We start from the raw sequence: 19866 nt of genomic DNA on the forward strand, positions 1-19866 counted from the left end.
ACTGCTGGTGATCCCAGCGCTCGCATCTTCGAAGCGGATTGTGACGCCGTCGTGCGTGATTAGAATCGCGGCGCCCAAACTGCAATGATTGCCGAACGAGAGCGCCGTGTCGAGGGCGAATTTACCTGGATCCGCTCCGGCGGCCTCTGCCGTAATGACGTCGACGCAGGCGCCGGTGCGCGAGATGAGATCGGCATCGCGCCGTTGTATCGCGGAAAACGTGTCCGCCCGCAGCAGGTTGAGATCATCGCGCACGAACGTATCGCATGCGCCCGGCCTAGGAATCGCTACTGCGATAACGCCTAAAATTCCAGCGATGAACGCAAGCCGGACGTTCACGCCCCTCACGAAGCGAGCGCCAGCAGCGCGTTGGCGAACCTCAGGGGCGCACCGGCGTCCAGAGAGAGGAACAAGGTGGGTTCGATGAGCTCGAACTCCATGACCAGCGGCCGCCCGGCATCATCGGGTACGACATCCACGCGCGCGTAGAGCCAGGGCGTTTCGAGGGTGGAGATCGCACGGTCTGCGGCTTCGCGTTCCGCTGCCGACGCGATCACCGGCTTCTCTCCCGCGTCGCCTGCGTTGGCCAGCGGTTGAAAGGCCACCTTGCTTGCCGCGTGCGAGTACGCGCCTCCGATGTGGACGAGCGCGCGCTCGCCGTACGACGAGACCGAAGACATAAACGGTTGAACCATCGCGCCGCCGCCGGTCAAGAGATCATCAAGATGTGCCTGCGCTCCAACGTCGCCTAAAGCGAACATCCTGACGCCGGTGGTGGCCAAGCCGACGACCGGCTTGATCACCGCTTTTTCCCAGCCGCGGTCGCGCATCAGGCGATTTAGGTCGCATCGCCGGCCGCGCTCGATCCATGCCGTCGGCACGACCGGCACCCCTTGAGTTTCAAGGTCCCGCATATACGTTTTCACCGAATTTCGCCGCACGAGCGCGGCCGGGTTCCAAATCGAAGCGACTGCTTCGACACGATCGACCCATGCCAAAAACGCGTCGTAGTGGAGATGGTAGTCCCACGTCGAGCGTATGACGACTGTGCCGGCTCGCGACCAATCGACAGCCGGATCGGTCCAAACCTGCGCGGCGACTTCCGCGCCGCTCTTCTCGAGTTCGTTGACTGCAAGCCGGTCGTCCGGATCGAGCCCCGGCAAGTCGGCGTACGTGACAAACGTGAAATCGGGCATGGACGAGAGTTGGCCGACCTATGCACCGCTGACCTCCGGCGTCCAAAGGATACGATGCGGGCCTCGACTGAAAAGCGCGTTCACATGACTGTCGACGTAAAAGCCCTGCCGAAGATTCCGCCTCCTTGGGTCGCGCGGTGTTTGTTGGCGCTCAATCGCGGCCTCGCGCGCGTGAGGCGCGCTCTGATCCCGCCCCAGCTCTATCTTTTCGAACTTGGCACCGCGATGTGGACCGCTCAATGTCTGCACGCAATCGCGCGTCTCGGTGTTGCGGAGCATCTCGAATCGGGCCCTGGGAGCGCCGAGCAGATAGCTGCCGCCCTCGACCTTCACGCTCCGTCGCTTTACCGCGTTCTCCGCATGCTGTGCGGCTATGGCATCTTTGCAGAGGACGCAAACCGTCGTTTCGCGCTGACGCACATCGGCGAAAAGCTTCTCCCGGGAGTTCCCGGCAGCGCGCACGCGATGCTTGTGTACAACGGACAGAAGTGGCAGACCGAACCCTACGCACAAGTCGAATTCACCTTGCGCACCGGGAAGCCGGCATTTGACCACGCATTTGGCATGCCGTTTTTCGACTACGTGGCGGCGCACCAGGATGTCGCGTCGCAGTTCGACCGCGCGATGACGTCGGTCAGTCAACTTCATGCAAGCGCCGTGCTCGGCGCGTACGATTTCAGCAACATCGGCACGCTGGTCGATGTGGGTGGCGGAAACGGCTTGCTGCTTTCCGCGATATTGTCGGCGAATCCGCAAGTCCGCGGCATCCTGTTCGACTTGCCGCGAGTTGTTGAACAGGCGCGACCCCAGCTCGCTGCGGCCGGGGTCGCCGAACGCTGCGACATCCAAGAGGGTGATTTTTTCGAACGCGTGCCTGCCGGCGCCGATGCCTACATGATGAGTCACATCGTCCACGATTGGGATGATGACCGGTGCCGCACCCTGTTGCGTGCGTGCCGCGCGGGCATGGCCCCCGAAGCGCGCCTCCTCGTGATCGACGTCATCATCGCACCCGGCGACAACCGGTTCGATCAGGGCAAACTGACCGACATGCAGATGCTGTTCGTGTTGACCGGACGCGAGCGCACGGCGCTTGAGTTTCGCGATCTGCTGGCGTCCGCCGGATTTACGATTCGACGGATCGTGCGCACGGCAGCGCCGGAATGCATCATCGAAGCCATTCCTTCCGATGTACTAGGGTGAGCAACCCGTACTAGGGTGAGCAACGCTCACCCATTTTTTCTGTAGGAGGGTGAGCAACGCTCACCCATGGGCAAGCGATGCTTGCCCTCCTACACAGAGCGTGCACCAAGGGGCGACCGGCGGATGCTTAGAACGAACGCCCTAGTGAGCGACGATTCAAATAAGGAACACCTCGATCAACTACGCCACACTGCGGCGCACTTGTTGGCGCATGCGGTGGTGGACCTGTACGGCCCCGAGGTGCAGCTCGCCATCGGCCCGGCCATTGAGAACGGCTTCTATTACGATTTTCGAAAAGCCGACCCGTTCGTGCCCGAGGACCTGCCCCGCATCGAGCAGCGCATGCGCGAGCTCATCAATAAGGGCCTGACGATGGAGGGGCGGCAGGTCACGCGCGACGAGGCGCTTGCGTATTATAGAGACCGCAATCAACCGTTCAAGCTCGAGTTGATCGTCGGCATCGCCGCCGGCGAACCGCTTTCTTTCTACACCATCGGAGATTTCACCGATCTGTGCCGGGGCGGCCACGTGCGCAGCAGCAAGGACGTCGGCGCGATCAAACTCACATCGCTTGCCGGCGCCTATTGGCGAGGCGACGAGCACCAGCCGATGCTGCAGCGGATCTACGGCACGGCCTTTCCCACAAAACAAGAGCTCGACGATCACCTGAAGTTCTTGGAAGAGGCCGAAAAGCGTGACCATCGCAAACTGGGCCGCGAACTAGACCTGTTCTCTATTGAAGAGCAGGCCGGTCCCGGACTCATCTTTTGGCATCCGCATGGCGGCCGCGTGCGTCAAGTCCTCGAGGGATTCATTCGCGACGAGCTGCGCGCGCGCGGTTACGAACCGGTCTACACGCCGCACGTGGTCAGTGAAGAACTTTTCAAGACTTCAGGGCACTTGAGCTCGTTCGGCGAGAGCATGTTCGGCCCGGTGCTGGTGGACGAGCAGCCCTACCGCATCAAGCCCATGAATTGCCCCGGTCACATCTTGATCTACAAGTCGCAACCTCGATCGTATCGAGATCTTCCGCTTCGGCTGGCCGAATTTGGCACCGTCTACCGGGCAGAGCGATCCGGCACGCTGCACGGCTTGCTGCGCGTTCGCGGGCTCACGCAGGATGACGCTCATCTCTTCTGCACGCCCGATCAGTTGCAGCAAGAGTTCGAGAACACCGCCGATGCTGCGCTCACGGTGCTCAACGCCTTTAAATTCGAGAAGTACCGCTTTTTCGTGGCCACGCGCCCGGAAAAAGCCATCGGCGATCCGGCGATATGGGACCGCGCCACCGACGCGATCAAGCGCGCGTGCGAGAACGTCGGGCTCGCGTATGAAATTGACGAAGGCGGCGGTGCGTTCTACGGCCCGAAACTCGACATCATGGTCCGCGACGCGATCGGCCGCGAGTGGCAGCTTTCGACCGTACAGGCCGATTTCAATCTGCCCGAGCGATTCGATTTGACGTATGCGGGCTCCGATGGAACCGAACATCGTCCGGTCATGATCCACCGCGCGTTGCTCGGCTCGCTCGAGCGGCTGTTCGGCGTGCTCATCGAGCATTTCGGCGGCGCGTTCCCCGCGTGGCTCGCGCCCGTGCAAGCCGTCGTGCTGCCGATCGCGGAAGACCAGACGGAATATGCCGAACGCATCAACGCCATGCTGTTCGCACGTGGATTTCGAACCGAAGTGGACCGCAGCAACGAACGGCTGCAGAAGAAAATCCGCAATCAGCAGCTCCGGAAAGTGCCGTATATGCTCGTCGCCGGAAAGAGCGAAGTGGCGGACGGAACGGTCAACGTCCGGACGCGCGCCGGCGATCAGACCACGATGACGCCCGACAAATTCGCGGACTTGCTCGCGGCGGAAGTCGCGGCGCGATCGTAGGTGTCCCTCGACCCGCTGATCACCGTCGTCTCTGTGCTCGGCCTCGCAGCGTTCACGGTATCGGGCGTGATCGAAGCCAAACGCAAAGAAATGGACCTCGTCGGCGCGGCCGCGGTCGCATTCATCACGGCTGTGGGCGGCGGCACCGTCCGCGACATATTGCTCGGCCGCTATCCAATATTCTGGATTGCCGATCAGCGCTATGCCTTGGGCATCTTCGCGCTCGCGGTGGTGTCATTTTATAGCCTGCGCACCGCGCGATTGGCCAGCTCGGCGATTCTAGTGCCGGATGCGCTCGGCCTCGGGTTGTTCACGGTCACCGGGGCGTCGTACGCTCTGGCGAGTCACGCTTCGCTTGCGATCGCATCGCTGCTCGGCGTGATCACGGGCGTCTTCGGCGGCGTGCTGCGCGATGTGGTCTGCAACGAGATCCCGACAGTGTTCGCGCGCACGCAACTCTACGCGACGTGCGCGCTCGCCGGGGCCTGGGTGTACCTGTTGCTCGGCGCTGCGGGTGTCGTCGCCGATGTCACGATCCCGGCAGGCGTTCTCGCCACGTTCGCGCTGCGCATCGCAGCGGTGCGGTTCGACTTGCGCCTGCCGGGCCCGCGCTAGGCGGTGGCTTTTTCTCCGATGGCGCGGGCCATCGCCGTGATCTCCGACGGGATCATGATGATCGTCGTGGAGTTGTGCTCGGCGCCGACTTCGGTGATCATCTGCATCCGGCGCAGCTCAAGCGCGCCGGGTCCTTGTTCGATCTCCTTGGCTGCGGCGGCGAGCTTGCGGGATGACTCGAATTCCGCGTCGGCTTTGATGATCCGGGCCCGTTTCTCGCGAATGGCTTCTGCTTCTCGTGCCATGGCGCGCTGCATCAGCGCGGGAATTTCGACGTCCTTCATCTCCACGAGGCTCACTGTCATGCCCCACGCCGCGACCGTTTGATCCACGACCTCGCGCAAGCGCGCGTTGATCGCGTCGCGTTCGCGCAAGACGTCGTCCAGCGCACGGCGCCCGATGATATTGCGCAAGCTCGTGACCGCGATCTGATACGCCGCTTCCCGATAGTCGACGACGGAGATAACCGACTTCTCCGGGTCGACGACGCGAAACCAAAGGACCGCATTCACCTTGATCGTCACGCTGTCTTTGGTGATCGTCTCTTGCTGTTCGACGCGATCGGTTATCGTTCGGATATCGACCATACGCTGCCACTCGATCAGCGGTACCAGATAGAAAAGCCCCGGCCCGCGTGTGCCTACGTATCGGCCTAACCGGAAAACCACCGTGCTTCGCCGCGCTGAAGTCAATCCGCATCCCGCCTGGTCCGTGAGGCCGGAACGTTATGCCGAAAGTCGAATGAAACGAAATTACGCCGCGATCATTTGTTTCGGGAACCGCTTTGCGCGGCGGTCGAGCCGTACCACATCGCGAGCACTGCGGCCGCGACAACTAGAGCCGCTTCGCCGACGGACGTCGTTCCGAAACGCCACGAAAGGCCTTGTGCGAGGATCTCAGGTCCGTGAATCGCCAGCGCCCCGACAAACCAGACAAGACCCAGCGCCGCGACCAATCTGCCACCCCACGGGTCGTCGCGGAAGGCAAGCAGCGCGCCGAAAAGCTGCAGCGCATAGGCCGCAAGCAAAACCGACACGGCGGCGACCGTCGAAACGCCGACTCGCGCGGGCTCACCAAAGGTGAAGTCCTCAAGCACGTGAGGCAAGCTCACGACGATGAGCGCGATCGCGATCCAGGCAGCGCGGACGCCATCGGCAGAACGGGTGCTCAAGGGCGCGTTCCGCACGCCGCGAAACAGACCGTCATGCGGCTTCTCGGCATCGAGACCTCTTGTGACGACACGGCCGCGGCTATCGTGGTCGACGGCCGCATCTGCGAATCCAGCGTTCTCGCAAGCCAGGACGAATTACACCGCGAATATGGCGGCGTCGTTCCGGAGATCGCAAGCCGCAAACATGTGGAGACGCTCAACGCGGTCATCGAACTTGCGTTGAACGGCGCGCGCAAGACGTTCGACGATCTGGACGGCGTTGCCGTCACGTGCGGTCCAGGTCTTGCCGGCAGCCTGGTCGTGGGCGTTGCCGCCGCGCAGGCTATCGCGTACGCGCGAGACCTACCGGCCTATGCGGTCAACCATCTGCACGGGCACCTTTTCGCCAATTACTTGGAATCTCCGGATGAGCCGCATCGCGATCCGCCGGAATCGCCGTTCGTCTGTCTTGTCGTCTCCGGCGGCCACACCGATCTCATCGACGTCCGGGCGCCGGGCGACCATCGGGTGATCGGCCGGACGCTCGATGACGCTGCCGGCGAAGCATTCGACAAAGTGGCGCGGATGCTCGGACTCGGTTTTCCGGGCGGCCCGTTGCTCGATGCCCTCAGCAGCCACGGCGATCCGCGCGCATTTTCATTTCCGCGGCCGCTCATCGGCGACGACCATTTCAACTTTTCTTTTTCAGGCCTCAAGACCGCAGTCCGCTATCATCTCGACGCGCATCCGCAAGACGCGTTGGAAAGGGGTGCGGATGTCGCCGCAAGTTTCCAGGCTGCCGTGGTGGACGTCTTGTGCGCCAAGACGCTTCGGGCGGCCCGGTCTCTCGGCGTCGGAACCGTCGCCTTAGCCGGCGGTGTTTCCGCGAATTCGACGTTGCGCGCCGAGCTGCGCGCGCGCGGCGCATCCCAGGGCCTGCGGGTGCTCGTGCCGCCGCTGATCTATTGCACCGACAACGCGGCGATGATCGCGGCCGCCGCCTACTTCCGCGGCGAACTCGCCCGGGTCGCGCCCGACGCGCTGCGCGCCGATCCGAATTTCGCGTGGTAGAGCAAATGGAAAGCAGAGAATGTGCGCTCGTCACCGGTGCATCGGGAGGCATCGGCCTCGAAGTTGCGCGGGCACTAGCTGCCAAAGGCTACGATCTCATCTTGACCGCGCGAAGCAAGGACGCGCTCGATACATTGGCCGCGGACCTCTCAGGCCGTCACGGCATCGCGGCGCGAGTGATTTGCACCGACCTCGCGAAGGCTGGTGCGGCCGCATCGCTCTACGACGAGGTCACCTCGAGCGGCGCTCACGTCGACATCTTGGTCAACAATGCAGGGTTCGCGACATTCGGCCCGTTCTCGCACACTGACCTCGCGACCGAGCACGACGAGCTCGAAGTCAATGTCGTCGCCCTGACCGAGTTGACGAAACTCTTCCTCGCCGGCATGCTAAAAGCGAGAAAGGGCCGCATCCTCAACGTGGCGTCGACCGCGTCGTTCCAACCGGGACCCCTCATGGCGGTCTATCACGCGAGCAAGGCGTACGTGCTGCACTTCAGCGAGGCGATCGCGGAGGAATTGCGCGGCACCGGAGTGACCGTGACCGCGGTCTGTCCGGGCCCGACGCCGACCGGGTTTCAAAAGCGCGCCCAGATCGAAGATTCGGAAATCTTGGCACCCGGGATCATGTCGCCGGCGACGGTAGCGAGAATCGCCGTCGACGCGATGCTTCGCGGAAAGACGCTTGTCATTCCGGGATTCTTGAATGCCGCGCTCGCATGGAGCGTTCGCTTCGGCTCGCGCCGGTTCGTCGCCGGATGCGTGCGGCGCATACGGGAACGAATCCAGTCGAGAGCTCGCCAAAAACCCGAAGCGCTATAAAGCCTGCGGATTGCCCGCGCGGATGATCTTCAAGAAATTAGTGCGGCCGCGAACGCCGAGCGGAGTGCCGCCGACCACGACCGCCGCCTCGCCGGGGCCTATCACGTTTGTGCGGACAAGCTCGGCTTCCACCGCATCCATCATCTCTTCCGTCGAACGGTCGAAGTCCATCACGGTGGCCAACACGCCCCAATCCATCGCCAGACGCCTGGCGACGGCCTCGTCCGGAACGAACGCGTAGACGAGCACCGGCGGCTTATCCTTGCTGACGATGCGCGCCGAAAAGCCTGAACGCGTGAACGCGGCGATCGCGCGAACCGGCATGTTCTCGGCGATGTGACACGCCGCGTGCGCGATGGCGTGCGAATCGTTCGAAACCCGGCGGCGCCGCCGTTCGCGCGGCGGGAACGCGGATTCGGCTTCCAACGCGATCCGCACCATCGTCTGCACCGCCTCCACCGGATATTCGCCCGATGCGGTCTCGGCAGACAACATGATGCCGTCGCTGCCGTCGATGATGGCGTTCGCGACGTCCGAGGCTTCGGCACGCGTCGGCCTCGGATTGTGGATCATCGACTCGAGCATCTGCGTCGCGGTGATCACCGGGATCTGGTGCTCGCCGGCCTTGCGAATGATGAGCTTTTGCATGGTCGGCACACGCTCGGGCGCCATCTCCACGCCGAGATCGCCGCGTGCGACCATCGCGCCGTCGGACTTGGCGAGAATCTCGTCGAGCCGCTCGATCGCCTCGGGCTTTTCGATCTTCGCGAAGACGGGCGTGTCGCCGCCCGCCTCGCGGACGGCTGCCTTCGCATCTTCGACATCTCGCGGGTGGCGCACGAATGAGAGAGCGATGAAGTCGACGCCTTTGCTCACCGCAAATGCGAGATCCACCTGGTCCTTATCGGTAAACGCAGGCGACGAAACATTGACGCCCGGCAGATTGATGCCTTTGTGCTCGCCGAGGATGCCGCCGTGTACGACGATCGTGCGCACGATTGTAGAATCGGTGCCGGTCACGCGAAGTTCGAGGTTACCATCGTCCAAGAGTATGCGATCGCCCGGCCGGACGTCGCGCGGCAACGCGAGATACGGCGTGCTGACGCAGCTTGCGTTGCCTTCCCGCGCAGTCGTCGTGATTTCTAGAACCGCTCCGTCCACGAGGTTCACCGGAACATGGCCTTCGAGCGCCCCGATCCGAAGCTTAGGACCCTGAAGATCGGCAAGGACGGCGACGTGACGTCCTGCATCGCGGCCGGCCGCCCGCACGAGTTCAAGTGATATAGAGAAATCTTCGTGGCTCGCGTGCGAGAAATTCACCCTGAACACATCGACGCCGGCCTCGACGAGCCGGCGAACCACTGCTTGGTTGCGACTAGCCGGTCCAAGCGTCGCCACTATTTTTGTGCGGCGAATTCTCCCGGCGTGAAACGATGCTTCCATATCGCTGAATTTCTAGTGAACGGTTCGCGCGCCTTCTCGGACTAAAGACGGAAGGGGGCCAGGGGCCCTAACACAAAGAGATAGTTCCCTTTCTTCGCCATGCATCCGAGGAGTTCGTTCATGGTCGCAAATCGCAATAGATCTGGATCCATCGCAGCGAGCGTTGGGTCCGTCGTCGTCCTGCTCGCCATCGCGGGATGCAGCGGGCAAAGCGCAGTCACGCCCGCAAACCCCGTCACCGCGCCGCAGCGCCACATGGTGCGACCGCTGGCCACTCCTGCCCCCATCCAGCTCATTCCCGGCACCACCGTTGGCCAGGATGTGTTTCCTGAAGGCGACACCGCGACCGGCGGCCAAGGGCAAGAAGTCGACGGCGTCAATTGCCGGATGGCGCTGGACAGCCAGTTCCACCATCACGTGCATCTCGCGCTTTTCGTCAACGGCGTGCAGTACGCCATCCCGCGCGGTACCGGCATGAAGAATCCCGGCAAATCGAACTTCATCTACCACGCCGATTGCTTCTACTTCTTACACACCCACGACGGCACAGGCATCATCCACATCGAGCCGCCGAACGGCAACGTCTTTGGCCTGCATCAGTATTTCGGAATATGGGGCATGCCGCTCAGCACAGGCAACGTCGCGGGATACAAGGGTACGGTCACCATCTACATCAACGGTGTTCAGGAGAACATAGATCCGAATACCATCAAGTTCCATCCGTACGATCAAATCACGCTTGAGGTCGGAACCCCGCTTGTCACACCGCCCGTCTACATCTTCCCACCGGGCTACCCGTAAGCGTTAGCGCGCAGCCACGCTGCGACGCCCTCGCGGACCACATCGCGCTCGACGTCATGCAGACGCTCGAGCGCTTTCTTTTCATCCTCGCCGGGGTTCAATGCAAGCGGCCGGCGCGCGAGCACCGGGCCGCGGTCGATCTCCGGCGTGATCTCGATGAGCGACGCGCCGGTCGTCTTGACGCCGGCCAAGAGGGCATCTCGCAGGGCATGGGCTCCGCGAAACACGACCGTCGTGGTGCCGTCGGGGAAGGTGACGGCATCCGCGGCCGGATCCTCCGGCAGATACGCCGGATGCAAGTTGAGTATTCCGGCAAAGCCGGCGCCGACGAATTCCGGGGCTAGGACGTGCATCCAGCCGAGCAAGAGCACTAGCTTCACGCCCTTGCCCCGCACGGCGCGCGCGAGCCGGAGCCCGTATGCGGACCGTGACTCCTCGGAATGTGAAAACGGCATCACGAGCGACGGGATGTTCGCCCGCGCTGCGCGCGTGAGCGCGAAAGCGTCTGGACGGTTTGAGACGACGAGACGAAGTTCGAGAGGCAATCCGCCGCCTGCGACGGCGTCGATCACCGCTTGAAGATTGCTTCCGTTTCCGGAGGCGAAGACTGCGGTCGGGACTAGGATAGAACCACCGCCGGACCACATGGGTGACGCGGTTCGATCTCGCCGACAACGGATGCGCGCGCATTCTTCGCCGCCGGAATCGGATTCGATGCGAGCGCCGCCTGCGCGGCTGCCAACGCTGCATTCACGTCGGTTCGCGCCACGATGAGACAAAACCCGACGCCCATGTTCAGCGCTTTGTGCGCTTCCTCCATACCTAAGGCGCCTTCTCGCACGATCAAGTCAGCGATCGCCGGAATCGCCCAGGCCGAGCGGTCGAAGCGCGCGGCGAGATGTTGGGGCAACACGCGCGGCACGTTGTCGATCAATCCGCCGCCCGTGATGTGCGCCATCGCGTGTATCGAGACGCCGGCTGCCTGCACGGCGCGGACGTGAGCGAGATAGCACGGATGCACGTTGAGGAGAGCGTCTGCGATGGTGCCGTCGGTGCCGGCGAGCGGATCTTGCCAGCGCCCGATCGCAAGGATCCGGCGCGCAAGCGAGTAGCCGTTGGTGTGAAGGCCGTTGGCCGGCAGGCCGATGATCGCATCGCCGGCGGCCACGCGCGTCTCGTCCAACATCTGCTCGCGCTCGACTGCACCGACGATCGTGCCGGCGATATCGAAATGCTCGGGCGAATAAACACCCGGCATCTCCGCAGTTTCGCCTCCCAAAAGAGCGGTGCCGTTTTGCGCGCACGCCTTGGCCACGCCGCCCACGATCTGTGCCGCGACGTCGGGCTCAAGTTTGCCCACGGCGAAGTAGTCGAGGAAGAACAGCGGTTGTGCGTTCACGCACAAAATGTCATTGATGCAATGATTGACGAGGTCCTGACCGACCGTGTCGAATTTCCGCAGGGCCGCGGCGACGAGCACCTTCGTTCCGACCCCGTCGGTGCTGGCTACGAGCACGGCGTCCTTGTATCCACGGAATTCGAAACAGCCGCCAAAACCGCCAATGCCGTCGAGGACCCGCGGATCGCGATGCCGCGCCGCGATCTCCCGATATCGCTCGACCGCTTCATTGCCTGCAGCGATGTTGACGCCGGCCGCGGCGTAGGAATCGGTCATGCGATGCCGATTCGCCGCGCGCGACGCGGCGCCATTTCCACGTGCTACGAGAGGTCGACTGTGTTCGGAAGGCCGGGAGCCGACCCGGGTTCGTACGGGAAGTGACGCGCCAACTGTTCACCGACAGTGCGGATCCCGTGGACCAAACCGCCCGTGAGATCGCCCTCGCGAAACCGCTCGGCAACGGCTTCGGTGACTTTTTCCCAGAATTCCTGACCGACTTTTCCGTGGATGCCCGCATCGCCCAAGACGGTGAACTTGCGCCGTCCCGGCACGACGAAAAAGAGCACGGCGTTTCGCTCCGGCGTCGCGGTCATACCCATGCGCTCGAACGCTCGCTCGGCGGTCTTGCGCACGTCGCCCCAGAAGTGCGGCGCGATCGATACGCGGATCTGCCCCGACGTGCGCAGCTCGGCTGCGGCGATGGCCGCCTCGATCGCGGCAGTATCCACGTGCCGCGCGAGATTGCGATGAACGATGTGCTTCACCATGAACCCGACGCCCCTCCGCCGCCCGACATGCCGCCGCCTCCCGAAAAGCCGCCGCCCCCACCGCCGGAAAATCCGCCGCTGGAAGATCCCCCGCCTCGCCCGCCGCTGAACAGACTGAACAGCAGCCACAGCGCGAATCCCGGACTGCGAATGAAGAGAATGATGAAGCCGAGCAGCGCGATGCCGATGATGATGAGCGAACCAATCGACGGCAACTCGTTTTCCTGGGGATTTTCGCCGCCGGAATTTCCCGCGTTGGCGCCACCCGCTTCGGGCGCCGGGCTGCCGTCGATCGTTTCGAGGAGTTTGGCGACGCCATTTTGGACCGCGGCATCGTTATCGCCGGCCCGTATCGACGGTATGATGACGTTGCGGATGATCTCGGCCGAGGCTGCGTCGGTCACGACCGGCTCCAGGCCGTAGCCGACTTCGATCCGTACCGCGTGGTCTTTTGCGAAGATGAACAGCACGAGGCCGTCGCTGAGATTCTTGCGCCCGACCTTCCAAGCGGCGAACGCGTTCACCGTGTAATCTTCGAGCGGTACGTCCCCGGTCGTCGAGCCTATATAGACGATGACCTGATGGCCGGTGCGCTGCTCATATGCCTGCAGCTCCGCGTCGAGCGTCGCGCGCATGGACGAACTGATGAAACCCGCGTCATCGGTGACCCAACGCGTCGGCGCCGGCGGCGCCGCGAACTTAGCGCCGGCGGGATTCGCCGAGGCGCACAACGCCGCGGCGCATACGAAAAGCAGGAGGAGGCGGCGGACGGCGGACGTCACTCCTTTAGAACGTGACCTTTGGCGCGTTCTCCGCGCCCGGCTGTGATGTGAAGTAAACTTTTTCGGCGAAGCGCGACCCGAAGAAATTCGCGAAGATCACCGTCGGAAACGATTGCCGCGTGGTATTGAAAGCTTGCGCGGCTTCGTTGAAACGCATGCGCTCCACGGCGATGCGATTTTCGGTCCCTTCCAACTGCGATTGCAGGTCGAGAAAGTTCTGGTTCGCTTTGAGATCCGGATAGCGCTCGACCGTGACTAGGAGCCTCGAGAGCGCAGACGTCAGCCCGTCTTGGGCCTGTTGGAATTGCGCGAATGCTTTAGGATCGTTCGGAATGGCCTGCGTGCCGCCGGCTGTGACCTGTCCGACCTTCGAACGTGCCTCGGCGACTGCGACATATGTGCTTTTTTCGAAGTTTGCCACACCTTTCACGGTGGCGACGAGATTCGGAATGAGATCCGCCCGGCGCTGGTAGACGCTCTCGACCTGGGCCCACTGCGCCTGCGTGGCCTGATCGAGTGTCACCAAGTTGTTATACGTGCTTACTGCGCCGATGCCGACGAATAGCGCAATGATGACGACGAGCGCGCCGCATCCGAGCAACGATTTATTGGCCACGAGTTGACCCTCCGTGCGGCACCGTTCGCGGATTGCTCGGCGTGGCCTTTGAATCCAGGTCGCTTCGGCCGTTCCGGCGAACGTGTCGGCCCTTCCGAACGATATGCGAAAGGACCTCATAGCTACATGAAGATCACTGTCACCGCCGGCAAGCCGGAGGCCACGCGCGCGCACGCACTCGTCCTTCCGATCTTTGCCAACGGCGAACTTTCGCCCGCCGCGCGCGCGGTCGACAAAGCCTTGGATGGCGTGATCAGCGAGTTGCGCTCGTCCGGTGAATTCAAGGGCCGGCGCGGCGAAGAGGCCGTTTTGGCGACGATGACCGGCCTCGGCGTGAAACGTGTGATTCTTGTGGGACTTGGCAGCGCCGATGACTTCGTCACTTCCCGCCTTACGGCCGCAGTCGGCAGCGGCATCCGCGTAAGCGCCCGCCGCGGACTCACCGATGTCACCTTCGCGCTACCGGAACTCCGTGCGGCGGATCTTGAAGCAGCCGGTGAGCTGGCGGCCGAAGGCGCGCTCATGGCCACGTTCGATCCCGCCTCGTATCGCAGCAAGCGCGAGTCGCGCACCGATGCCGTGAAATCGCTCACCCTCGTCACTGCGAAACCGGGAGCGGTCAAAGCATTAAAAGCGGGCGTCAAGCGGGGGACGATTCTCGGCGAAGCCGCGAACATCGCTCGTGAACTGGTCAACACGCCGTCAAACGACATGACGCCCAGCCACATGGCCAAGCAAGCTACCGCGCTTGCGAAAAAATATGGATTGAAGGTTCACGTCCTGGATCGCGGCGACATGAAAAAGCTCGGCATGGGCTCCATGCTTTCGGTCGCCGTCGGCAGCGACGAACCCCCGAAAATGATCGCACTCGAATACCGCGGCGACAAGTCCAGCAAGAATGTGCTCGGCCTTGTCGGCAAGGGCATCACGTTTGACACCGGCGGCATTTCGCTCAAGCCGGCACTCGACATGGACGCGATGAAGGGCGACATGGCCGGCGGCGCCACCGTCATCGGCGCGATGGCGGCCATCGCGCAGCTCAAACCAAAAGTCAACGTCACCGCCGTTATCTGCGCCTCGGAGAACATGCCGTCGGGCAAGGCCACGAAACCAGGCGATGTGGTGCGCGCGATGAACGGCAAGAGCATCGAGGTCATCAACACCGATGCGGAAGGCCGGCTCGTCCTCGCCGATGGACTGTGTTACGCGCGCCATCTCGGCGCCACACAGCTCGTCGACATCGCCACCTTGACCGGCGCGGTCGTGGTGGCGCTCGGCAATACCACAACCGGTGTCATGTCAAACGACCGGACGTTCGTCGATCTCTTCCACGCCGCCACCGATCGGTATGACGAACGGTATTGGGAGCTGCCGCTTTATCCGGAGTACGCGGACCTCATTCGAAGTCCCATCGCGGATATGAAGAACAGCGGCGGCCGCCCCGCCGGCACGATCTTCGGCGCGATGTTCATCAAAGAGTTCGTCGACGACCAGCCGTGGATCCACCTCGATATCGCCGGCACTTCCACCACCGACAAAGATGCCGGGCACCTCGCCAAGGGGCCGAGCGCGGTGGCGCTTCGGCCGCTCGTGCGTTTGGCCGAGCTGATGGCCAAACATCGCGTTCCCGCGAAGGCCGATGAAAAGGCCCACGCGCGCTTCCTCAATTAGAGTAGATTCAAATTAGTACTAGGGCAAGCGATGCTTGCCCTAGTACGGATAACCCTCATAAGAATCCACGGCGCTAGTTGAACGCTTGGATGCCGGTCTGCGCGCGGCCGAGGATGAGTGCGTGGATGTCGGCAGTGCCTTCGTACGTGTTCACCGCCTCGAGGTTCATGACGTGGCGTATGACGTGAAATTCGTCGGAGATGCCGTTGCCGCCGTGCATGTCGCGTGCGACGCGCGCGATCGCAAGCGCTTTGCCGCATGAGTTGCGTTTCAGCATCGAGACCATCTCCGGTTCGGCGCGATGCTCGTCCATCAGTCTGCCCAAACGAAGCGCGGCCTGAAGTCCGATCGTGATCTCCGTCTGCATGTCCGCGAGCTTGAGCTGAACGAGTTGGGTCGCCGCGAGCGGCCGGCCGAATTGCTCGCGGTCCAGGACATACTGTCGCGCTGCATGCCAGCAAAATTCAGCCGCGCCCAGTGCACCCCATGCGATTCCGTATCGCGCTTTGTTGAGGCAGCCAAACGGGCCGCCAAGGCCTTCCGCCCCCGGCAAGTAGTTCTCGGTGGGGACGAACACGTCGTCCATGCTGATCTCGCCGGTGCTCGACGCGCGCAGGCTGAACTTCCCCTGGATCGGCGGCGCGGTCAGACCCTTCATGCCTTTTTCTAGGATGAAGCCGCGGATCACATCGGCGTCGTCTTTCGCCCAGACGACGAACACATCGGCGATCGGCGAATTGGTGATCCACGTCTTGGCGCCTTGCAGGCGATAGCCGCCCTCCGCTTTGCGTGCGCGCGAGATCATGCTGCCTGGATCCGAACCGTGGTTGGGCTCCGTGAGTCCGAAGCACCCGACGATCTCGCCAGACGCCAAGCGCGGCAGAAAGCGCTCGCGCAGTTCGTCGGTGCCGTAGGCATGGATCGGATGCATCACGAGGCTCGACTGCACGCTCATCGCCGAGCGGTAGCCGCTGTCGACGCGCTCCACTTCACGCGCCACGAGGCCGTAGCTCACGTTGTTCACGCCGGCACATCCGTAGCCTTCGATGGTCGAGCCCAAGAACCCCAACTCTCCCATTTCGCGAAGTATCTCGCGGTCGAAATGTTCGTTGCGATTGGCCTCGAGCACGCGCGGCATGAGTTTTTCCTGGCAATACGCCCGCGCGGCGTCGCGCACGTGGCGTTCGTCTTCAGACAACTGATCTTCCAGCAGAAGCGCGTCGTCCCAGCGAAATTCGGTCATCGCGGAATCACCGCCGTGGCTTCGATCTCGACCTTCGCGCCCTCTTCCATCAGCCCGCTCACCTCGACGACCGACATGGATGGGAAGTGCCGCCCCATGACGTCGCGGTATGCTGCTCCGATCTCTCGCTGCATCGAAAGATATTCGCGCTTGTCGGTGACGTACCAGGTCATGCGCGCGACGTGCGACGGCTCGGCCCCGGCATCGGCGAGCACGGCGACGATATTGAGCAACGCTTGGCGGACTTGAGCCGCAAAATCCCCCGAGACGATGCGGCGCTGCGCGTCCCAACCGATCTGTCCGGCGACGAAGACGAGCACGCCATCGCACGTGATGCCGTTGGCGTAGCCTTTTGCCGGCGCCAACCCGGCCGGCTGAAGCACTTTCATCCGCTCATCCTTCGCGCAGCTTGAAGCGCTGCAGTTTGCCGGTCTCGGTTCGCGGCAGTGCTTCGACGAATTCTATCCGGCGCGGGTACTTGAAGGGCGCGATCGTCGCCTTTACGTGATCCTGGAGCTCAATGGCGACGCTCGAGTCGCCTCGCGCACCGTCGCGCAATACGACGAAAGCCTTGACAACGTGCCCGCGGTCTTCATCCGGAGCGCCCACCACGGCGCATTCGAGCACGCGCGGATGAGCGAGAAGCGCAGCCTCCACCTCGGGGCCGGCGATGTTATAGCCCGACGAGATGATCATGTCGTCGGTGCGCGCTTGGAACCAAAAGTAGCCGTCTTCGTCCATCTTGTAGGCGTCGCCGGTGAGGTTCCAGCCGTTGAAGACGTATTGACGCTGACGGTCGTCTGCGAGGTAGCGGCAACCGGTCGGACCTTTCACCGCGAGCCGGCCGATCTCGCCTGCGGGAAGCGGCTCGCCGTCGTCCCCGAGCACGCACGCCTGGTAGCCGGGCACAGGCAAACCGGTGGCGCCTGGACGGATCTTGTCGCCGGCGGCCGCGATGAAGATGTGCAGCATCTCAGTGGAACCGATTCCGTCGATGATCTTGATGCCCGTGGTTCGCTCCCACCCTTCGCGAGTGTTGAGCGGCAACGGTTCGCCTGCGGACACGCACGTACGTAGCGATGACAGATCGTATGAGCTCGCCAAAGGCGTCATCGCACGAAACGCCGTTGGCGCCGTGAAGCACGTCGTCGCTCGGTGCCGCGCGATGCCTTCGAGCATGGCGTCGGGAGTGCTCTTCTCCAGCATCACCGTGGATGCGCCGGCTCGGAGCGCGAAGAGCAGCAAACCGCCGAGCCCAAACGTGAATGCGAGCGGCGGTGATCCGATGAAGACGTCGGCGGCAGACGGCTTCACGATCTTTTCGGAAAACGTATCGCAAATCGCGAGTACGTCGCGGTGGAAATGCATCGTGCCCTTTGGCTTGCCCGTGGTCCCCGACGTGAACGCGATAATGCACACGTCGTCGGCGGCGGTGTTCACGCTCTCGAACGATCCATTTTGGCGCGCCATGCGCGCGGCAAGACCGTCGGTGCTTCCGTCGCTGGTGTAAATGATTTTCTCGAGCACCGGGCAGGCCCGCGCGGCGACGGTCATCTCCGCCTCGAGGCGCCGGTCGCACAGCGCTGCGCCAACGCGCGCCTTGTCGATCACTTCGGACAGCTCTTTGGACCGCAACAGCGGCATCGTTGCGACGACGATGCAGCCGGCTTTCACGATGCCCAGCCAGCACGCCGCGAACGTCGCGTTGTTATAACCGCGGACGAGCACGCGCGCGCCCGGAACGAGGCCGAGATCGTCGCGCAAGACGCCGGCGATCCGGTTTGCATCGTCGAGCAACTGCGCATACGTGCGCTCGCCGTCGGCACCGATGACCGCCGGGCTGGCGCCGCTTCCGCCTGCCACCTTCTTATCCAATAACTCGACCGCGCAATTCATGCGCGCCGGATATTGCAGCTCCGGCAATGCGAAGATGAGGTCCGGCCACAGCTCTTGCGGCGGCAGGTTGTCGGCCGCGAACGTGTCGACGTGCGACGTGTATCGCGTCATCTCTCTCCTGCAGCCGGAACGACGGACTCCGAGTGGCCCCGAAACGTCTCCCGCGCCACGATGAGCTTCTGCACTTCGGTGGCGCCTTCGTAGATCCGAAGAGCGCGGATCTCGCGGTACAGCCGCTCCACCGGATTGCCGCGCACCACGCCTAGGCCGCCGAAGATCTGCACGGCGTGATCGATGACCGATTGCGCGGTCTCCGTAGCCGTCATCTTGGCCATGGCCGCTTCGCGCGTGCCAGCTTTTCCCAACACATCCCGCGTCCACGCGGCGCGATAGGTGAGCAGCGCGCTTGCATCGATGCCCGTCGCCATATCGGCGATCGCCGTTTGCGTGAGCTGCATATCCGCCAGCGTATGGCCGAACATGACGCGCGCCGTCGCTCGCGCCACGGCCTCATCGAGCGCGCGCCGCGCCATGCCGAGCGCCGCTGCGGCCACGCTCGCGCGGAAGATGTCGAGCGTCTGCATGGCGATCTTGAAACCGTCTCCTCGTGCACCGATCAGATGTGCGCCCGGCACGCGGCACCCGGAAAATCGCAGCGTCGCGAGCGGATGCGGCGCGATGACGTGAATGCGTTCGGCTATCGTCAATCCCGGTGCATCCGCGTCGACGACAAATGCGCTGATGCCTCGGCTGCCGGGCGCCTCGCCGGTGCGCGCGAACACGACGTAGAATTGGGCGATGCCGCCGTTTGAGATCCATGTCTTCTCGCCGTCGATGACGTAGTCATCGCCCTCGAGTCGCGCAGTGGCCGTCATCGAACCCACGTCGGAGCCTGCCTCGGCTTCCGAAATCGCGAACGCGGCGATCGCATCGCCTGCACAGACGGGCGGCAAGTATTTATTTCTTAGCAGCGCGGAGCCGTGCAATGAGATCGCGCCGCTGCCGAGGCCTTGCAGCGCGAAGGCGAAGTCGGCCAACGCGTCGTGCCGGGCGAGTATTTCCCGGATCAAACAGATCGAGCGCACGTCCAACGAAGGTCCGACGCCGCCGTGGTCCGCGGTCACGCAGTGCCGCAGCCAGCCGGCGCGGCCGAGCTTGCGCACGAGATCGCGGCACGCGTCATCCACGTCGGGTCCGTGGTCTCGCCCGCTCCCAAGCTCGCGCTCAGCCCAGGCTTCGACGCCGGCCGAAAGTTCGCGGTGCGAGTCTTCGAAGAACGGCCAGCGCAGATAGGTGGCGTCGCTCATC

Annotated in this window: 21 protein-coding genes; 7 read left to right on the forward strand and 14 right to left on the reverse strand. The window is 63.3% G+C overall.

Annotation, left to right across the window (positions count from 1 at the left end):
* Positions 1-348, reverse strand: a 348-nt coding sequence (locus tag VII69_04885) for a hypothetical protein (GenBank protein HEY5094439.1), incomplete at its 3' end; no start/stop codon positions are given.
* Positions 345-1196: a hypothetical protein gene (locus tag VII69_04890; GenBank protein ID HEY5094440.1), complete on the reverse strand. Its 852-nt coding sequence runs from the start codon at positions 1194-1196 to the stop codon at positions 345-347. The genes VII69_04890 and VII69_04885, both read right to left, overlap by 4 nt.
* An 84-nt stretch (positions 1197-1280) precedes the next feature.
* Here VII69_04890 and VII69_04895 point away from each other — a divergent pair, with 84 nt between their 5' ends.
* From VII69_04895 to VII69_04905, 3 genes are all read left to right on the forward strand, one after another.
* The gene (locus VII69_04895) at positions 1281-2399 is read left to right on the forward strand and encodes a methyltransferase (protein HEY5094441.1); all 1119 of its coding nucleotides are present in this window, start codon (positions 1281-1283) and stop codon (positions 2397-2399) included.
* A 144-nt stretch (positions 2400-2543) separates the two neighbouring features.
* Positions 2544-4283 (forward strand): threonine--tRNA ligase, encoded by a 1740-nt coding sequence (thrS, locus tag VII69_04900; protein ID HEY5094442.1) that lies wholly within the window; start codon positions 2544-2546, stop codon positions 4281-4283.
* The gene (locus VII69_04905; protein HEY5094443.1) at positions 4284-4898 is read left to right on the forward strand and encodes a trimeric intracellular cation channel family protein; all 615 of its coding nucleotides are present in this window, start codon (positions 4284-4286) and stop codon (positions 4896-4898) included. It begins immediately after the preceding gene.
* On the opposite strand, the gene VII69_04910 is transcribed toward VII69_04905, so the two are convergent.
* The gene (locus VII69_04910) at positions 4895-5566 is read right to left on the reverse strand and encodes a slipin family protein (GenBank protein ID HEY5094444.1); all 672 of its coding nucleotides are present in this window, start codon (positions 5564-5566) and stop codon (positions 4895-4897) included. The genes VII69_04905 and VII69_04910 overlap by 4 nt on opposite strands.
* Positions 5567-5661: 95 nt before the next feature.
* Entirely contained in the window at positions 5662-6069 is a 408-nt protein-coding gene (locus tag VII69_04915) for a hypothetical protein (GenBank protein HEY5094445.1), read from the reverse strand.
* Between the two features lie 33 nt (positions 6070-6102).
* Here VII69_04915 and tsaD point away from each other — a divergent pair, with 33 nt between their 5' ends.
* The gene (gene tsaD / locus VII69_04920) at positions 6103-7119 is read left to right on the forward strand and encodes a tRNA (adenosine(37)-N6)-threonylcarbamoyltransferase complex transferase subunit TsaD (GenBank protein HEY5094446.1); all 1017 of its coding nucleotides are present in this window, start codon (positions 6103-6105) and stop codon (positions 7117-7119) included.
* A gap of 5 nt (positions 7120-7124) precedes the next feature.
* On the forward strand, positions 7125-7940 hold the full coding sequence (locus tag VII69_04925; GenBank protein HEY5094447.1) for an SDR family oxidoreductase: 816 nt from the start codon (positions 7125-7127) through the stop codon (positions 7938-7940).
* Here the strand turns inward: VII69_04925 and pyk are convergent.
* Positions 7935-9383 carry a pyruvate kinase gene (gene pyk, locus VII69_04930; protein HEY5094448.1) on the reverse strand — a complete coding sequence of 483 codons (1449 nt, stop codon included), beginning with the start codon at positions 9381-9383 and terminating at the stop codon, positions 7935-7937. The two genes, VII69_04925 and pyk, sit on opposite strands and share 6 nt — an antisense overlap.
* Before the next feature lie 120 nt (positions 9384-9503).
* Between pyk and VII69_04935 the strand changes: the two genes are divergently transcribed.
* Positions 9504-10184 (forward strand): hypothetical protein, encoded by a 681-nt coding sequence (locus VII69_04935; protein ID HEY5094449.1) that lies wholly within the window; start codon positions 9504-9506, stop codon positions 10182-10184.
* On the opposite strand, the gene VII69_04940 is transcribed toward VII69_04935, so the two are convergent.
* Genes VII69_04940 through VII69_04960 form a run of 5 tightly spaced genes read right to left on the reverse strand, consistent with a single transcriptional unit; the run spans position 10175 to position 13748 of the window.
* Positions 10175-10831, reverse strand: a complete 657-nt coding sequence (locus VII69_04940) for a formyltransferase family protein (protein HEY5094450.1) — start codon at positions 10829-10831, stop codon at positions 10175-10177. The genes VII69_04935 and VII69_04940 overlap by 10 nt on opposite strands.
* Positions 10804-11859, reverse strand: coding sequence for a phosphoribosylformylglycinamidine cyclo-ligase (purM, locus tag VII69_04945; protein HEY5094451.1), 1056 nt, complete (start codon positions 11857-11859; stop codon positions 10804-10806). Before purM ends, VII69_04940 begins: the two co-directional genes overlap by 28 nt.
* 44 nt (positions 11860-11903) lie before the next feature.
* Positions 11904-12350 carry a TPM domain-containing protein gene (locus VII69_04950; protein HEY5094452.1) on the reverse strand — a complete coding sequence of 149 codons (447 nt, stop codon included), beginning with the start codon at positions 12348-12350 and terminating at the stop codon, positions 11904-11906.
* Positions 12344-13132, reverse strand: a complete 789-nt coding sequence (locus tag VII69_04955; GenBank protein HEY5094453.1) for a TPM domain-containing protein — start codon at positions 13130-13132, stop codon at positions 12344-12346. The genes VII69_04950 and VII69_04955 overlap by 7 nt, the downstream gene beginning before the upstream one ends.
* Positions 13133-13136: 4 nt before the next feature.
* Complete coding sequence (locus VII69_04960) at positions 13137-13748, reverse strand: LemA family protein (GenBank protein HEY5094454.1); 612 nt, start codon at positions 13746-13748, stop codon at positions 13137-13139.
* A gap of 126 nt (positions 13749-13874) precedes the next feature.
* On the opposite strand from VII69_04960, the gene VII69_04965 reads away from it, so the two are divergent.
* The gene (locus VII69_04965) at positions 13875-15419 is read left to right on the forward strand and encodes a leucyl aminopeptidase (protein HEY5094455.1); all 1545 of its coding nucleotides are present in this window, start codon (positions 13875-13877) and stop codon (positions 15417-15419) included.
* A gap of 73 nt (positions 15420-15492) precedes the next feature.
* Here VII69_04965 and VII69_04970 read toward each other — a convergent pair whose 3' ends face one another.
* Genes VII69_04970 through VII69_04985 form a run of 4 tightly spaced genes read right to left on the reverse strand, consistent with a single transcriptional unit; the run spans position 15493 to position 19865 of the window.
* Positions 15493-16662 (reverse strand): acyl-CoA dehydrogenase, encoded by a 1170-nt coding sequence (locus VII69_04970; GenBank protein ID HEY5094456.1) that lies wholly within the window; start codon positions 16660-16662, stop codon positions 15493-15495.
* On the reverse strand, positions 16659-17051 hold the full coding sequence (locus VII69_04975; GenBank protein ID HEY5094457.1) for a RidA family protein: 393 nt from the start codon (positions 17049-17051) through the stop codon (positions 16659-16661). Before VII69_04975 ends, VII69_04970 begins: the two co-directional genes overlap by 4 nt.
* Positions 17052-17055: 4 nt before the next feature.
* Positions 17056-18669: a benzoate-CoA ligase family protein gene (locus VII69_04980; GenBank protein ID HEY5094458.1), complete on the reverse strand. Its 1614-nt coding sequence runs from the start codon at positions 18667-18669 to the stop codon at positions 17056-17058.
* Positions 18666-19865, reverse strand: coding sequence for an acyl-CoA dehydrogenase family protein (locus VII69_04985; GenBank protein ID HEY5094459.1), 1200 nt, complete (start codon positions 19863-19865; stop codon positions 18666-18668). Before VII69_04985 ends, VII69_04980 begins: the two co-directional genes overlap by 4 nt.
* Position 19866 lies beyond the last annotated feature (1 nt).

It is taken from the genome of Candidatus Eremiobacteraceae bacterium (assembly GCA_036511855.1).
In the GTDB taxonomy this organism is placed as follows: Bacteria; Vulcanimicrobiota; Vulcanimicrobiia; order Eremiobacterales; family Eremiobacteraceae; genus JABCYQ01.

Excerpts from the sequence above, each read along its gene's own strand:
- VII69_04890 (HEY5094440.1), bottom strand. The coding sequence starts at position 1,196 with ATGCCCGATTTCACGTTTGTCACGTACGCCGACTTGCCGGGGCTCGAT.
- VII69_04895 (HEY5094441.1), top strand. The coding sequence starts at position 1,281 with ATGACTGTCGACGTAAAAGCCCTGCCGAAGATTCCGCCTCCTTGGGTC.
- tsaD (HEY5094446.1), top strand. The coding sequence starts at position 6,103 with ATGCGGCTTCTCGGCATCGAGACCTCTTGTGACGACACGGCCGCGGCT.
- VII69_04925 (HEY5094447.1), top strand. The coding sequence starts at position 7,125 with ATGGAAAGCAGAGAATGTGCGCTCGTCACCGGTGCATCGGGAGGCATC.
- pyk (HEY5094448.1), bottom strand. The coding sequence starts at position 9,383 with ATGGAAGCATCGTTTCACGCCGGGAGAATTCGCCGCACAAAAATAGTG.
- VII69_04935 (HEY5094449.1), top strand. The coding sequence starts at position 9,504 with ATGGTCGCAAATCGCAATAGATCTGGATCCATCGCAGCGAGCGTTGGG.
- VII69_04940 (HEY5094450.1), bottom strand. The coding sequence starts at position 10,831 with ATGTGGTCCGGCGGTGGTTCTATCCTAGTCCCGACCGCAGTCTTCGCC.
- purM (HEY5094451.1), bottom strand. The coding sequence starts at position 11,859 with ATGACCGATTCCTACGCCGCGGCCGGCGTCAACATCGCTGCAGGCAAT.
- VII69_04950 (HEY5094452.1), bottom strand. The coding sequence starts at position 12,350 with ATGGTGAAGCACATCGTTCATCGCAATCTCGCGCGGCACGTGGATACT.
- VII69_04965 (HEY5094455.1), top strand. The coding sequence starts at position 13,875 with ATGAAGATCACTGTCACCGCCGGCAAGCCGGAGGCCACGCGCGCGCAC.
- VII69_04970 (HEY5094456.1), bottom strand. The coding sequence starts at position 16,662 with ATGACCGAATTTCGCTGGGACGACGCGCTTCTGCTGGAAGATCAGTTG.
- VII69_04975 (HEY5094457.1), bottom strand. The coding sequence starts at position 17,051 with ATGAAAGTGCTTCAGCCGGCCGGGTTGGCGCCGGCAAAAGGCTACGCC.
- VII69_04980 (HEY5094458.1), bottom strand. The coding sequence starts at position 18,669 with ATGACGCGATACACGTCGCACGTCGACACGTTCGCGGCCGACAACCTG.
- VII69_04985 (HEY5094459.1), bottom strand. The coding sequence starts at position 19,865 with ATGAGCGACGCCACCTATCTGCGCTGGCCGTTCTTCGAAGACTCGCAC.